This is a genomic window from Kitasatospora sp. NBC_01560 (assembly GCF_045208415.1).
GTDB lineage: Bacteria > Actinomycetota > Actinomycetes > Streptomycetales > Streptomycetaceae > Kitasatospora.
Genome location: NZ_CP109364.1, coordinates 6,509,499 through 6,523,215, shown reverse-complemented (window position 1 = coordinate 6,523,215; position 13,717 = coordinate 6,509,499). Strand labels below are relative to the sequence as shown.

Sequence of the window (13,717 nt, the reverse complement as noted above, 5' to 3'; positions counted from 1 at the left end):
TGACCCGCCGCACGGCTGTGGCGGTGGGCCGCGGCCCGGCAGGCCGCCCCCGGGGGGGGCAGTCTGCCGGGCCGTTGTGACGGCTGGGTGTCAGCCTCGGGTCAGCTTCTTGTAGGTGGCCCGGTGCGGACGGGCGGCGTCGGCGCCCAGTCGCTCGATCTTGTTCTTCTCGTACGACTCGAAGTTGCCCTCGAACCAGAACCACTTGCTCTCGCCCTCGTAGGCGAGGATGTGGGTGGCCACCCGGTCCAGGAACCAGCGGTCGTGGGAGATGACCACGGCGCAGCCGGGGAACTCCAGCAGCGCGTTCTCCAGCGAGGAGAGGGTCTCGACGTCGAGGTCGTTGGTGGGCTCGTCGAGGAGCAGCAGGTTGCCGCCCTGCTTGAGGGTGAGCGCCAGGTTCAGGCGGTTGCGCTCACCGCCGGAGAGCACGCCGGCCGGCTTCTGCTGGTCCGGGCCCTTGAAGCCGAACGCCGAGACGTAGGCGCGGGACGGCATCTCGACCTGGCCGACGTTGATCCAGTCCAGGCCGTCGGAGACGACCTCCCAGAGCGTCTTCTTCGGGTCGATGTTGGCCCGGCTCTGGTCGACGTAGCTGATCTTGACCGTCTCGCCGATCTTGACCTTGCCCGAGTCCGGCGTCTCCATGTCCTGGAGCATCTTGAACAGGGTGGTCTTGCCGGCGCCGTTGGGGCCGATCACGCCGACGATGCCGTTGCGCGGCAGGGTGAAGCTCAGGTCGTCGATCAGGACCTTCTCGCCGAAGGCCTTGTTGAGGTTCTCCACCTCGACGACGATGCTGCCCAGACGCGGGCCCGGCGGGATCTGGATCTCCTCGAAGTCCAGCTTCCGCATCTTGTCGGCCTCGGCCGCCATCTCCTCGTAACGGGCGAGGCGTGCCTTGGACTTCACCTGACGGCCCTTGGCGTTGGAGCGGACCCACTCCAGCTCCTCGCGGAGCCGCTTGGCACGCTTCGCGTCCTTCTGGCCCTCGACCTTGAGGCGCGACTGCTTGCTCTCCAGGTAGGTGGAGTAGTTGCCCTCGTAGCCGATGGCGCGGCCGCGGTCGAGCTCCAGGATCCAGCCGGCCACGTTGTCCAGGAAGTACCGGTCGTGGGTGACGGCGACGACGGTGCCGGCGTACTTGGCCAGGTGCTGCTCCAGCCAGTTCACCGACTCGGCGTCCAGGTGGTTGGTGGGCTCGTCGAGCAGCAGCAGGTCAGGGGCCTCCAGCAGCAGCTTGCAGAGCGCCACGCGGCGCTTCTCGCCACCGGAGAGCTTGGTCACGGCCCAGTCGCCGGGCGGGCAGCCCAGCGCGTCCATGGCCTGCTCCAGCTGCGCCTCGAGGTCCCAGGCGTTCGCGTGGTCCAGCTCCTCCTGGAGCTTGCCCATCTCGTCGAGCAGGGCGTCCGAGTAGTCGGTGGCCATCAGCTCGGCGATCTCGTTGAAGCGGTCGAGCTTCCCCTTGACCTCCCGGACGCCGTCCTCGACGTTCTCCAGGACCGTCTTGGTCTCGTCGAGCGGCGGCTCCTGGAGGAGCATGCCGACGGTGTACCCGGGCGAGAGGAAGGCGTCGCCGTTGGAGGGCTGCTCCAGACCGGCCATCATCTTGAGCACAGTCGACTTGCCGGCGCCGTTGGGACCGAGGACGCCGATCTTCGCTCCGGGGAGGAAGCTGAGCGTCACGTCGTCAAGGATGACCTTGTCGCCATGCGCCTTGCGCACCTTGCGCATCGTGTAGATGTATTCCGCCACGTGAGATCGCTCCGGCGTCGTCGGGAGTTATTCGGCTTGCAGCCTTCCATTGTGCCGCACCCGGCCCGAACCCCCGAACCGCCTGCTTTGCCCCACTGGGGTATCCGGCCGTTCCCGACCGCGGCACCGCCCGGCCGCCCGGCCCCGGAGCGGGCCCGCCGCGGCCCCGCCCGCCGTGCGTCGCGCCCCCTCTCGTCGTGCGGGAGGGGGCGCGGGCGGTGGCGCAGAGCCTGCCCCGGACGCGACTCGGCCCGGCCCCCCGCAACAGGTGCGGGGAGCCGGGCCGGGGCGTTTCAGGCCCTCACCCGCTCAGGACCTCGGCGTGCGCGGTGTGCGCAGTGCCTCCAGTGGCGCAGTGCCTCAGGCGGCGCAGTGCCTCAGGCGGCGCTGCGACCGTGGCGGCCGCGGCGGCGCAGGACGAAGACCGCGGCACCGCCGGCCACGACCAGGGCACCGGCGACACCGGCGAGCACCGGGGTGGCGTCATTGCCACCGGTCTGGGCCAGACCGGTGGTGCCCGGGGCCGGGCTGGTGGCGGCCGGGGCCGGGTGGGCGGCCGTGCTGGTGGAGGTGGCCGACGGCGTGGCCGACGGGGTGCCGGTCGGGGCCGGCGTGCTCGGGGTCACCGAGGCCGACGGGGTACCGGTCGGCGTGGTCCCGCTGGTGACCTTGCAGTCCAGGATGCCCTTGAACTCCTTGGAGAAGCCGTTCGGGCCGGTGACGGTGATGTCGTAGGCGGTGTCCTCCGCGACCGGGACGACGACGCTCTCGACCTTGCCCGGCTGGACGGTGATCGTCTTGCCCGGCTTCACCGTGACGTCGGCGGCCTCGTCACCGCCGTTGGCGACGGAGACCTTGACGCCGTTGGCGTCGCACTCGACCTGCGCGGTGCTGTCCAGCAGCGCGCCCTTGCCCTGCTTCCAGGCGGCCTTGGCGGCGTCGACCACGCTCAGCTTGGTGGAGCCGGCCAGGATCATGGTCTGGCTGTGCTTCGCCGGGGTGTAGCCCTTGCTGAGGAAGACGCGGCCGCTGGGCACCACGGTCTCGGCGTTGGCGGTCACGGTGGCCGTGCCGTCCGGGGTGCCGGCCGGCACGTCCAGGAACAGCTGGGTGTCCTTGGCGATCGGGCCGGTCAGGTCGTTGACCGCCTTGCCGTCCTTGTCGACCAGCTTCACCTTGTCCTTGGCGTCACCGGTGACGGCCAGCTTCACCTCGGAGGCGCTGGAGTTCACGGTGAACGGACCGAGCTTGTTGCCCGGCTTGCCCGACACCGAGTCCGGCGTGAGGCTCAGCGAGGGCTTGGGCTCGGCGGCGATGCCCTTGTTGTTGTCGCTGACCAGGTAGTCGCGCAGCTGCTTGGCCTGCGGGTCCTTCGGGACGGCGTTCTTGCCGTCCGAGAACTGCCAGATCGCGGCCTGGGTGCCGGCGGCGGCGTCCTCCTTGGTGAACTCGCCCTTGACGCCGGCCGCGGCGGCCAGCTTCGTCAGGTCGGTGACCTGCGGGTACGAGTTCTCCAGGATCCAGCGGATCTTGGCGGCCGCCGGGGCCTTGTCCTTGCCGCCGAGCGAGCTCGACTTCCAGTCCGACTCCTGGTACTCGACCCCACTGGTGATGTCCACCGGGTGGTCGATGTCGATGCAGTACGTCCGGATCTCGCCGTTGGGCGTCTTGAGGGTGAACAGACCACCCTGGAGGCCGTGACCGTCGACGGAGATCTCGCCGGACTCCATGGTGGGCTGGATCACTGCCGTGACGCCTGCACCCGGCGCGTCGGCCGCGGTCGCCGTACCGGCCGCGAACAGGCCTCCGGCCAGCGCAATGCTGGTCGTGAGCATGACAGTGGAGATGCGGGGAAGACTCCGCCCCTGACTCTGGAACATCTGTGATCCCTCCGGGCCGGGCCTTGCCGATGGGCAGCCCGCCTTGCATTGCCGCGCCCCCTGTGGCGCTGCTGCACGTGTGTGAACCAGACGAATCCTATTGAGCCCCGGAGTCCCGCAAACCCCCATGCGAAATCAGGACGATACCGTATCTGTATCGTTATCAACCCTCCCACTATCGTCACAAGCTGACGATCTGCCAGAAAGTCTCGAAGTTTCGGTTATCCGATCCGGGATTGCCGCGTACGGGCACAACAACCGTCTCGACCAACATATTTGTCGACAGTTGAGACGCCTTCCGGTCAGGCCGGGGCCACCAGGACGTCACTGCCGATACCCCCACCGTCCACCCGGACCTCCGGCTCCGCGCCCCCGGCCTTGACGCCCGCCGTGACGCCCGCCGTGACACCTGCCGACGCCAACGCCGAGGCCTTCCGGGCGTGCAGTACGTTGGCGATCCACCCCGGCACCGCCTCGTCGGCGACCCCCTCGCCACCTCCCGGAGACCCGCCCCGCATGCTCGCCGCCCACGTGAAGGCCGCGGTGCCGCGGCTGAGATCGTGCCCGACCGACCGGGCGTCGATCTCGACCCGGCTGCGCCTGGCCGAGCCCTCCGTCCACTCGCGCACCCGCAGACGACCGCTCACCAGCACCGGATCGCCCTTCGACAACGAGTCGTTCAGATGACCCGCCAGCGCCCGCCACGCCGTCACCGTCACCCACTGCGTCTCGCCGTCCACCCACCCCGCCTTCTCCCGGTCGTACCGCCGCTCCGTCGACGCCAGCCGGAAGGTGGCCATCGGCACCCCGCCGGCCGTCTCCGCGTAGCTCACCTCGGTCGCGACATTGCCGATCACCGTCACCCGGGTCTCGTTCACAGAACACGCTCCGTTCTCTCCGATGCACCGTACGGAATCGACCGGTGCGAGTTGAGAGTGCGCTTCCCGGGAAATTCGCACCAGGGAGTTCGGAAATGCTGTGGACAACTCGGGCCTGTGGAAAACCGGCGTCACTCGCAGGGGTGAATTTCAGCCTTCCGGCGCCAGTTTCGTCCGGGTTCCGCCCCAGATCCTACGGGGCCATGACAACAAACGATCCGGACCCCGCCCCGCCCGGACACCCCCAGGGGTGGACCGATCGACCGTCCCCGCACGTCATCCGACCGAACGAACCCGAATAGGACCCCCCACCCGCTGTGACGGTGACACTTTCTCCGTGCCGAATCCATAACGGGTGAGGCGGCAGCCCCGTAACGACTGCACAACGTCCGGCGCCGAAGACCGTCAGACCGCTGCACGTACGGCCTTCACCTGCGATTATCGGACCGCTCCACCGAGGCCGACACACCCGCAACGGTGTTGTTACGCCCGGCCGAGGAACTGGACACCCTTATCCTGTCCCCTGACAGGGCAAGGGCCCCAACCCCCAACCCCCACCCTCAGGTACGGGGCCGGACAGCGGACGCCGCACGCGCTCGCCGCCCGACCCCGGCAACGGTCACGCCCGCCAGGGCGCCGTCCGTCCCGCCCCCATAGCTCAGCGGATAGAGCACCCGCCTTCTAAGCGGTAGGTCGCAGGTTCGAATCCTGCTGGGGGCGCACTGCCCGAATTCCCGCAGGCCACCACCCCGGTGGGGCCTATGCCCGGCCCCGTCACCGGGAAGCCGAACGGAAAAGGCCGCACACCGAACGCACATAACTCGTGACAATGCGTGGTGCACCCCGCCGGAATCGTTCCCGCAGGAAACACCGGCACCTCCCGCCCGAACCACCGGGCCCGGCGAACGAGTCGGCCCCGAACGGAATCCCCCGGCGAATCCGCCGGACCGCCCGCGCCCCGCACAGCCACCCCGTACAGCCACCCCGCGCACCGCACCCCGCACCGGGCCCGGCGGGCGTTCGCGCAACTCCGCCCGCCGAACCGGCAGTGAATCGCCGGACCGCCCGCTCCGGCGGCCGTGGCAGGATGCCCGCATGACGTCAATCCGAAAGGGCCATGCCGCGTAGGCGCCCGAGGGCCGTCCGCGTCGAGCGGTGGCGGCCGACGAGAACAGGTGCGCCGACCCCCGGGGTTCGGGGGGTGTCCGCACCGACCCGGGCGGCCGTTCGCCGGACGGAGGAGCGGTACCTGTGGCCCGGTGCCGTCGCCACGGCGCTCGCCCGGTACGCGCACCACGTCCGGGCGCCCGGCTCACTCCTGATCACGGACGAACGGCACCTGTGGCCCGGGGCGGTGTCACTGGCCCGCGACCGGGAACAACGGGCACCGGACCCCGGGCCGGTCCTGTTCGCGCCGTGCCGGTGCACCGGGTGCGGTCTGCTCGAAGCGCGCGACACCCTGGAGGAGGCACTGCGCCGGCTGCCCGGTGGAGCCCGACGGGATCTGGCCCGCGTCGTCGGGCAGTTGGACCGCCGGCTCCTGCGGCGCACGCTCCACGGCCCGCGGGGCGATGTCGTCCTCGCCTGGACGACGGAGGCCTGGTGGTGGCAGTTCCGCTCCTGACGGCGCCGCCCCGCGGGCGGGCCCCGGACGGACCCGCGGACGGACCACCGCGGGCGGGCCTACGGGAGCGGGACGGCCAGGCCCGCGAGGTAGGCGTCGAGCAGTTCCTCCTGCCGGGCCGGCGGGAACTCCTCCGGCGCGAACAGGACCTGCACCACCAGCCCCAGGACGAAGGCCTGCGCCCCCGCCGCGAGCTGCGCCGCGGGCGGTGCGGCAGGCAGCTCCCCGAGCTGCTGCGCGGTCGCGACGTGCTCGGCCAGCAACGCGCGGGACCGGGCGTACCGCGCGGCGTGCGCCGCGGCCAGCTCCGGGTCGGCCAGGGCGACGTCCCACGAGCCGACCCAGATCCGGTTACCGGCGGTGGCCGGCCCGTCCAGCGGGAGGATGTCGAGCAGGGCCGCCCGCAGCCGGGGCAGCCCGGCCGGCGGCGGGGCGCTGCCGTCGACGGGTGCGGTGCGCCGCGGCCGGGCGAGCGAACGCCGGTCCAGCTCGTCGAGCGCATAGGCCACCAGGGCCCGCTTGTGGGGGAAGTAATGGGTCAGCAGCCCGGTCGAGGCGCTCATTTCGGCGGCCACCGCGCGGAGCGTCAGCCCCTCGAAGCCCCGCGAGGAGAGCACCCGCCAGACCGCCTCGGAGACCTCCAGGCGCCGGGCTTCATGGTCTCCACGGGCTGGCGTCATAGGGGCTATCGTACATACCAAACGTTTGTTATGTATGTAGCGACCACCACGCAAGCCCTCGCCCGAAAGGCCCGCCGATGTTCTCCGTCCCGCTCGCCGACAACGCCGAGCTGCGCCCCCTGGAACCGTGGCAGGCCGCCGAGTTCCTCGCCAACATGGACCGCGCCCGCGACCACATGAACCCGTGGATCACCTGGGCGCACCGCTCCACCGATCTGGAGTCCGCCCGCGCCACCCTGCAGGGCTACGCCGACCGGCAGGCCGCCGACAGCGGCCGGCTCTTCGGGATCTGGCTGGACGGCACGCTGATCGGCGGCACGATGTTCGTGAGCTTCAGCGAGGCGAGCGGCGTCGCCGAGATCGGGGTCTGGACCGAGCCCGCCGGCCAGGGCCGGGGGCTGGTCGCGGCCGCCGTCCGCCACCTGATCGACTACGCCTTCACCACCCGCGGCCTGCACCGGATCGAGTGGCACACCTCCCCGGCCAACCTCCGCAGCCGGGGGCTCGCCCAGCGGCTGGGCATGACGCTGGACGGCACGCTGCGGGAGACCTTCAAGGTCAACGGCGTCTTCCAGGACTCGGAGATCTGGTCGATCCTCGCCCACGAGTGGAAGCCCGCCACGCCGACCGCCTGACCCGCAGCCCGTGCACCCGGCGCGCCCGGACCGCCCCCGGTGCACCGCACCGGCCGCCCGGCGCAGCGCAGGGGGCCCGGCGGACCGAAGTCCGCCGGGCCCCGTGCCGACCGGCCCCCGACCGGCCGGGCTCAGGCGGCGAGCGCCTGCTTCTCGGCCTGGTCATCCGCCGCCCGGTCCTCCGCCACCGGCGCCACCGCCGCCCGCGGCAGCCGGAGCGCGAGCACCAGGACCAGCGCCATCACCCCGGCCGCCGAGCAGAAGACCACGTCCACCGCGTCGACGAAGCTGCCGACCGCGTGCACCCGGGCGGCGCCGGTCAGCCGGCCGACCGAGCTGAGCGTGGTGCCGGGCTCGCCGTTCTCGAAGACCCGGGCCAGCACGGTGCCGAAGAGCGCCGCGCCGAGCGCGCTGCCGAGCGTCTGGAAGAACCGGATGCCGGTGGTGGCGACGCCCAGCTGGTGGGCCGGGGCGGAGTCCTGGACGACGCTGACGAGCTGGCCGATCAGCTGCCCGAGGCCGACGCCGAGCAGCACCAGCTCGGCCCGCACCAGCCAGAGCGAGGTCTCCGGGCCGCTGAACCCGAGCAGCAGCAGGGCCACGGTGGCACAGGCCGCACCGGAGGCCAGGATCGTCCGCACCTGCACGCCCCGCCCGGTGAGCCGGTTGACCACCAGACCGATCACCGTCATGCCGAGCGCCATCGGGAGCAGGTAGAGGCTGGCCGAGGTGGCGGCGACGCCGCGGGCGATCTGCAGGTAGAGCATCACGTACATGATCGCGCCCATCAGGCCCATCCCGACCAGGCCCTGGACCGCGAAGCCGATCCGGATCTCCGGGATGCGGAAGAGCGAGAGCGGCAGCACCGGGTCGGCGGCGGTGGCCTGCCGCCGGAGGAAGAGCCCGAACGAGGCCAGCGTCCCCAGGCCCAGCAGGACGATCTGCGGCGACGTCCAGCCGTAGTCCTTGCCGCCCCACTCGGTGACCAGCAGCAGCCCGGTGGCGAACGCGGCGGCGAGGGTGGCACCGAGGAAGTCCAGGCCGCGACGGCCGGCGCCCTTCGGGAGCTTGAGCAGCACCGCGGCACCGATCAGGACGAGCAGGCCGAACGGCAGGTTGACGTAGAAGATCCAGCGCCAGTCGAGGTGGTCGGCGAGCAGCGCGCCGATCAGCGGGCCGAGGGCCATGCCGGCGCCGCCGACGATGCCGCCCATGCCTCCGCCGCCGCCCTTCTCCTCCTCCGGGTCCTTGAGCTGGGCCATCACCACCATGGTGACGCTCATCAGCCCGCCACCGCCGATGCCCTGGAGGGCCCGGAAGGCGATCAGCTGCTCCATCGACTGCGCGGCCCCGCAGAGTGCCGAGCCGACCAGGAAGGTGCCGACGGCGCCGAGCAGCACCCGCTTCGCGCCGTACAGGTCGCAGAGCTTGCCGTAGAGCGGCAGCAGTGCGGTGGCGGCCAGCGCGAAGGCGCTGACCAGCCAGGGCAGCCGGTCGACGCCGTGGACGGGGTCGAGGTCCCGGACGATCGGCACGGTGGCCGCCGAGACGATGTTCATGTCGAGCACGGCCAGGACGATCGTGATCAGGCAGAGCAGCATGCCCAGTTTGCGCTGCGGCTCCGTCATCAGCGCTGCTGTCGGCGCGGTTGCGGCCATCGGAAGTCCCCCCACGGGTCGCGGAATTCGGGTGATCGGGCAGAGGCGGAGCCGCACCGGGTGGGGCGCTGCTCGGTGGCACGGCTTCACCATGACAGGGTTTTTTGACTCGGTCAATTCTTTGCCCTGACCAATCTTCCGACCCAGTACATGCTTCTACCGGGTCAATGTTTGATCCTGGTACAGTCAGCCCATGGTGAAGAGCAACGGGGCCGCCGCCGACGACGGGCTGGGCCTGCGCGAGCGCAAGAAGCGTCAGACCGCCATCCGGATCTGGCGCAGTGCGATCACCCTGTTCGCCGAGCGGAGCTTCGACGAGGTCTCGGTCGCCGAGATCGCCGCCGCCGCCGACGTCTCGAAGATGACCGTCTTCAACTACTTCCCGTCCAAGGAAGACCTGGTCATGTCGCCGATGGAGCAGCACGCCGGCGAGCCCGCCCAGGTGGTCCGCGAGCGCGACCCCGGCACCTCGGTGGTGGCCGCGCTGCGGGCCCACTACCTGGCGGCGCTGGCCGCCTTCGACCCGGCCACCGGCCTCAACGACGACCGGTTCACCCTCGACGTGGTCCGGCTGATCCACCGGACGCCCAGTCTGGCGCTGCGCGCCACCACCTCGTTCAACCACACCGCGAGCCGGCTGCTGGCCGACGAACTGCTCGCCCAGGACCCGGACGGCGACCGGATCCGCGCCCGGGCGGCCGCCGCGCTGCTGCTCGGCGTCCGGACGACGCTGACCACCGAGAACCAGCGCCGGGTGCTGGCGGGCGAGCCGGCCGCGGAGGTGCTGCCGGAGGCCGTCGAGAACGCCCGCCGCGTCTTCGGCCTGGTCGAGCACGGCCTCGGCGACTACGGCGCCGGCCCCGCCTGAGAGAGTGTCCGCACCACGAACTCCGGAGGTGCGCATGGACCAGCCGCTGCTCACGCGGGACCGCTCCCCGCTGCCCACCCACGTCGACGGGCTGAACGCCTGGACCGGCGAGGACGGCGTCGCGGTGCTGGCCTTCGCCCGCCCGCACCGGCGCAACGCCGTCACCCTGGCGATCTGGCACGCCCTGCCCAAGGTGCTGCTCCGACTGGCCGAGCAGCCCGGCGTGCGCGCCCTGCTGGTGACCGGCGAGGGCGGCACCTTCAGCGCGGGCGCGGACATCGAGGAGCTGGCCGCGGTCTACGCCGAGCCGGACCGGGCCGACGACTACCACGCGGTGAACGTGGCCGCCGAGGAGGCGCTGGCCGCGTTCCCGCACCCCACCGTCGCGGTGGTCCAGGGGGCCTGCGTCGGTGGCGGGTGCCAGCTGGCCGTCGCCTGCGACCTGCGGTTCGTGGCCGAGGACGCCCGGCTGGGCATCACCCCCGCCAAGCTCGGCGTGGTCTACCCGGCCGTCCCGACCCTGCGGCTGGCCCGGCTGGTGGGCCCGGCCCGCGCCAAGTACCTGCTGTTCTCGGGCGAGTTGGTGAGCGGCCGGGAGGCGGTCGGGCTCGGGCTCGCCGAACGCGCCCTGCCCGGCGCCGAACTGGACGCCGGGGCCCTGGAGTTCGCCCGGCTGCTGACCCGGCGCTCGCCGCAGACGATCGGCGCGGTCAAGGCCGCGCTGGGCGTCCCGCCGGAGCAGGCCGCCGAGGCGCTGCAGCCGTGGGAGCGCCGTTCGCGCGAGGCCCCGGACGTCCACGAGGGTCTCGGCGCGTTCCTGGAGGGGCGCCCGCCCCGGTTCTGACCCTCGCGCCCGCCCCGGTTCTGACCCTCGCGCACGGCCCATGACGATCGTCCGATCGACGGTCCCGGCCGGCCCACCGACCCGATCCACCAGGAGCGCCGCGCACGATGACCACGCCGACGACCGCACCGACCACCACACCGATGACCCCGCCGATGACCCCGCCGACACGCAGCACTGTCTGGGCCCGCCGGGTCACCGACGGCATCGAGCCGAAGAACGTGATCATCGCGATGCTGCCGCTGCTCGGCGTCCTGCGCCACGGCTGGCGGGGGCTCGGCTGGGCGCTGTTCGCAGCGGTGTTCACCGCCGTCGTCCCGACCCTGTTCATCCGGCGCGGAATGCGCAGGGGCACCCTGGAGGACCGGCACGTCGGCCACCGGCAGCGGCGGCTGACGGTGCTCCCGTTCATCATGGGGTCGGTCCTGATCTGCTTCGCGGTGATGCTCGGGCTGGACGCCCCGGCCGACCTCACCGCGATGGTGCTGGCGATGTTCGCCTCACTGGTGCCGATCCTGGTGATCACCGTGTGGTGGAAGGTCTCCGTCCACACCGCGGTGGCGAGCGGCGCCGTCGTCTGCCTGGCGATCGCGCTGGGCCCGTGGTGGCTGCTGCTCGCGCCGGTGGTCGCGCTGATCGGCTGGTCCCGGGTGGCGCTGCGGGACCACACCACCGCGCAGACGATCGTCGGCGCGGTGGTGGGCGCCCTCACCGCCGGGCTCACCTTCTGGGCCGCCCGCTAGGTCCTGTCGAGCCCTGGGGACGGCCGCCGGGGACGGCCCGGCGCGGCCGGGGCGGGTCAGCGGATCGGCATCCCCGAGACCGCCCGGGCGATCACCAGCCGCTGGATCTCACTGGTGCCCTCGAAGATCGTGTAGATCGCGCTGTCCCGGTGCATCCGCTCCACCGGGTACTCGCGGGTGAAGCCGTTCCCGCCGAGGATCTGCATCGCCTGCGTGGTGACCCACTTGGCGGTCTCGCCCGCGTACAGCTTGGACATCGAGCCCTCGGCGGCGGTGAACGGCCGGTTGTTGGCGGCCATCCAGGACGCCCGCCAGACCAGCAGCCGGGCCGCGTCGATCCGGGTCTTCATGTCGGCCAGCTGGAAGGCCACGCCCTGGTTGTCGATGATCGGGCGGCCGAACTGCTCCCGGGTCTTCGCGTAGTCGAGCGCCACCTCGTACGCGGCCCGGGCGATCCCGATCGCCTGCGCGCCGACGGCCGGCCGGGAGGCCTCGAAGGTGGCCATCGCGGCGTTGCCCCGGCCGCCCGCCCGCTTGACGCCCTCGCGGGCCCGGGCCAGCCGCTCGTCGAGCTTCTCCTTGCCGCCGAGCAGGCAGTGGCCGGGCACCCGGACGCCGTCCAGCACCACCTCCGCGGTGTGCGAGGCGCGGATGCCGTGCTTCTTGAACTTCTGGCCCGGGGAGAGGCCGGGGGTGCCCGGCGGCACCACGAAGGAGGCCTGGCCGCGCGCGCCGAGTGCCGGGTCGACGGTGGCCACCACCACGTGGACGGCGGCGATCCCGCCGTTGGTGGCCCAGGTCTTGGTGCCGTTCAGGACCCACTCGCCGGCGGCCTCGTCGTACACGGCCCGGGTGCGCAGCGCGGAGACGTCGGAGCCGGCGTCGGGCTCGGAGGAGCAGAACGCGGCCACCTTGACGTCGTCCGGGGTGCCGAACATCTGCGGCGCCCAGGTGCCGATCTGCTCGTCGGTGCCGTTGGCGAGCACCGCGACGGCGGCCAGCGTGGTGCCGACGATGGAGAGGCCGATGCCGGCGTCGCCCCAGAACAGCTCCTCCATGGCGATCGGGATGCCGACGCCGGACGGGTCGAAGTACTGCTGGGCGTAGAAGTCCACGGAGTAGATGCCGAGTTTGGCGGCCTCCTGGATGACCGGCCAGGGCGTCTCCTCCCGCTCGTCCCACTCGGCGGCGGCGGGGCGCATGACGTCGGCGGCGAAGCCGTGCAGCCAGTCGCGTACGGCGAGCTGGTCCTCGCCCGGGTCCAACGAGAACGTGCTCATGAGGCATACCTCCGGTGCAAGGGGCGACCGCGGAAAAGCGTGGCCACGCCGGGTGTTACCCCGGGTAACATCGAGGGAGTCTGCTACTGATTGGTAACCGATGTCAACGCCCAGGACCAGGAGCAGCGCATGTCCGCAGAGCCCCGCCGCGAGCAACTGCTCAACGCCGCCGACCGGGTCGTCCAGCGGGACGGTCCGGGCGCCAGCATGAACGCCATCGCCGCCGAGGCCGGGATCACCAAGCCGATCCTCTACCGCCACTTCGGCGACCGGAACGGCCTGATCCGCGCCCTGACCGAGCGTCACACCGGCGGTCTGCTGGCCGCCGTCCGGGCCGCGCTCAACGAACCGCTGGAGCGCCGGGACCGGGTCGAACACGTGCTGGACACCTACCTGGCCGGGATCGAGGCCCGCCCGCAGGTCTACCGGCTGCTCACCCACCCCGAACCGGGCGACCCGAGCGGCATCGGCCACGCGCTCGCCCCTGCGCTGCGGCAGATCGCGGAGGAGATCACCCGCGCCGTCGACAGCCAGGTGGACCTCGGCGCCGATCGCGAACTCCTCGCCGAGGCCTGGGGCCGGGGCATCACCGGCATGGTGCTGGCCGCCGGGGACTGGTGGCTGGAGTCCAGACCCTGCTCGCGCACCCGGATGGTCCAGGCCCTCGCCGACCTGCTCTGGGGCCGGCTGGCGGCCGCCGCCGACCTGCCGACCGCCGTCCTGCCCGCCCCGGCCGCCGAGGCCCCGCCGGGCACCGGCTCCACCGGCTGAGCCCCGGCCCCGGCCCCGTCCCCGGCTCCGGCCCCAGCCCCGGAGCCGCGTCCGCACCCCGCGCCGGCCCCGGCGGGGCAGCACCGGCCCGCACCCCGGCC

Annotated in this window: 12 protein-coding genes and 1 tRNA gene; 7 read left to right on the top strand and 6 right to left on the bottom strand. The window is 72.1% G+C overall.

Annotated features, from left to right (window positions below; translation table 11 throughout):
• Positions 1–90: 90 nt before the first annotated feature.
• The 3 genes from ettA to OH807_RS28270 form a co-directional block, all read right to left on the bottom strand.
• Positions 91–1,755: an energy-dependent translational throttle protein EttA gene (ettA, locus tag OH807_RS28280; protein ID WP_406204123.1), complete on the bottom strand. Its 1,665-nt coding sequence runs from the start codon at positions 1,753–1,755 to the stop codon at positions 91–93.
• Between the two features lie 377 nt (positions 1,756–2,132).
• On the bottom strand, positions 2,133–3,590 hold the full coding sequence (locus tag OH807_RS28275; protein ID WP_406204120.1) for a Cys-Gln thioester bond-forming surface protein: 1,458 nt from the start codon (positions 3,588–3,590) through the stop codon (positions 2,133–2,135).
• Between the two features lie 347 nt (positions 3,591–3,937).
• Positions 3,938–4,513 carry a single-stranded DNA-binding protein gene (locus OH807_RS28270; protein ID WP_406204117.1) on the bottom strand — a complete coding sequence of 192 codons (576 nt, stop codon included), beginning with the start codon at positions 4,511–4,513 and terminating at the stop codon, positions 3,938–3,940.
• Positions 4,514–5,160: 647 nt separating this feature from the next.
• Between OH807_RS28270 and OH807_RS28265 the strand changes: the two genes are divergently transcribed.
• Positions 5,161–5,233 (top strand) — tRNA-Arg (locus OH807_RS28265).
• Between the two features lie 481 nt (positions 5,234–5,714).
• A complete protein-coding gene (locus tag OH807_RS28260) occupies positions 5,715–6,137 on the top strand; it encodes a hypothetical protein (protein WP_406204114.1) in 423 nt (140 codons plus the stop codon).
• Between the two features lie 59 nt (positions 6,138–6,196).
• Here OH807_RS28260 and OH807_RS28255 read toward each other — a convergent pair whose 3' ends face one another.
• Complete coding sequence (locus OH807_RS28255) at positions 6,197–6,817, bottom strand: TetR/AcrR family transcriptional regulator (protein WP_406204111.1); 621 nt, start codon at positions 6,815–6,817, stop codon at positions 6,197–6,199.
• Between the two features lie 77 nt (positions 6,818–6,894).
• Here OH807_RS28255 and OH807_RS28250 point away from each other — a divergent pair, with 77 nt between their 5' ends.
• Positions 6,895–7,452, top strand: coding sequence for a GNAT family N-acetyltransferase (locus OH807_RS28250; RefSeq protein ID WP_406204108.1), 558 nt, complete (start codon positions 6,895–6,897; stop codon positions 7,450–7,452).
• 131 nt (positions 7,453–7,583) lie between these two features.
• On the opposite strand, the gene OH807_RS28245 is transcribed toward OH807_RS28250, so the two are convergent.
• Positions 7,584–9,110: an MFS transporter gene (locus OH807_RS28245; protein ID WP_406204105.1), complete on the bottom strand. Its 1,527-nt coding sequence runs from the start codon at positions 9,108–9,110 to the stop codon at positions 7,584–7,586.
• A 193-nt stretch (positions 9,111–9,303) separates the two neighbouring features.
• Between OH807_RS28245 and OH807_RS28240 the strand changes: the two genes are divergently transcribed.
• The 3 genes from OH807_RS28240 (at position 9,304) to OH807_RS28230 (ending at position 11,565) form a co-directional block, all read left to right on the top strand.
• Positions 9,304–9,978 carry a TetR/AcrR family transcriptional regulator gene (locus OH807_RS28240; RefSeq protein WP_406204102.1) on the top strand — a complete coding sequence of 225 codons (675 nt, stop codon included), beginning with the start codon at positions 9,304–9,306 and terminating at the stop codon, positions 9,976–9,978.
• Between the two features lie 34 nt (positions 9,979–10,012).
• Positions 10,013–10,822 carry an enoyl-CoA hydratase/isomerase family protein gene (locus OH807_RS28235; protein WP_406204099.1) on the top strand — a complete coding sequence of 270 codons (810 nt, stop codon included), beginning with the start codon at positions 10,013–10,015 and terminating at the stop codon, positions 10,820–10,822.
• A 107-nt stretch (positions 10,823–10,929) separates the two neighbouring features.
• Positions 10,930–11,565 (top strand): phosphatase PAP2 family protein, encoded by a 636-nt coding sequence (locus OH807_RS28230; protein ID WP_406204096.1) that lies wholly within the window; start codon positions 10,930–10,932, stop codon positions 11,563–11,565.
• A gap of 56 nt (positions 11,566–11,621) precedes the next feature.
• Here OH807_RS28230 and OH807_RS28225 read toward each other — a convergent pair whose 3' ends face one another.
• Positions 11,622–12,845, bottom strand: a complete 1,224-nt coding sequence (locus OH807_RS28225; RefSeq protein ID WP_406204094.1) for an acyl-CoA dehydrogenase family protein — start codon at positions 12,843–12,845, stop codon at positions 11,622–11,624.
• A gap of 129 nt (positions 12,846–12,974) precedes the next feature.
• Between OH807_RS28225 and OH807_RS28220 the strand changes: the two genes are divergently transcribed.
• A complete protein-coding gene (locus OH807_RS28220; RefSeq protein WP_406204091.1) occupies positions 12,975–13,616 on the top strand; it encodes a TetR family transcriptional regulator in 642 nt (213 codons plus the stop codon).
• The last annotated feature ends 101 nt before the right edge of the window (positions 13,617–13,717 follow it).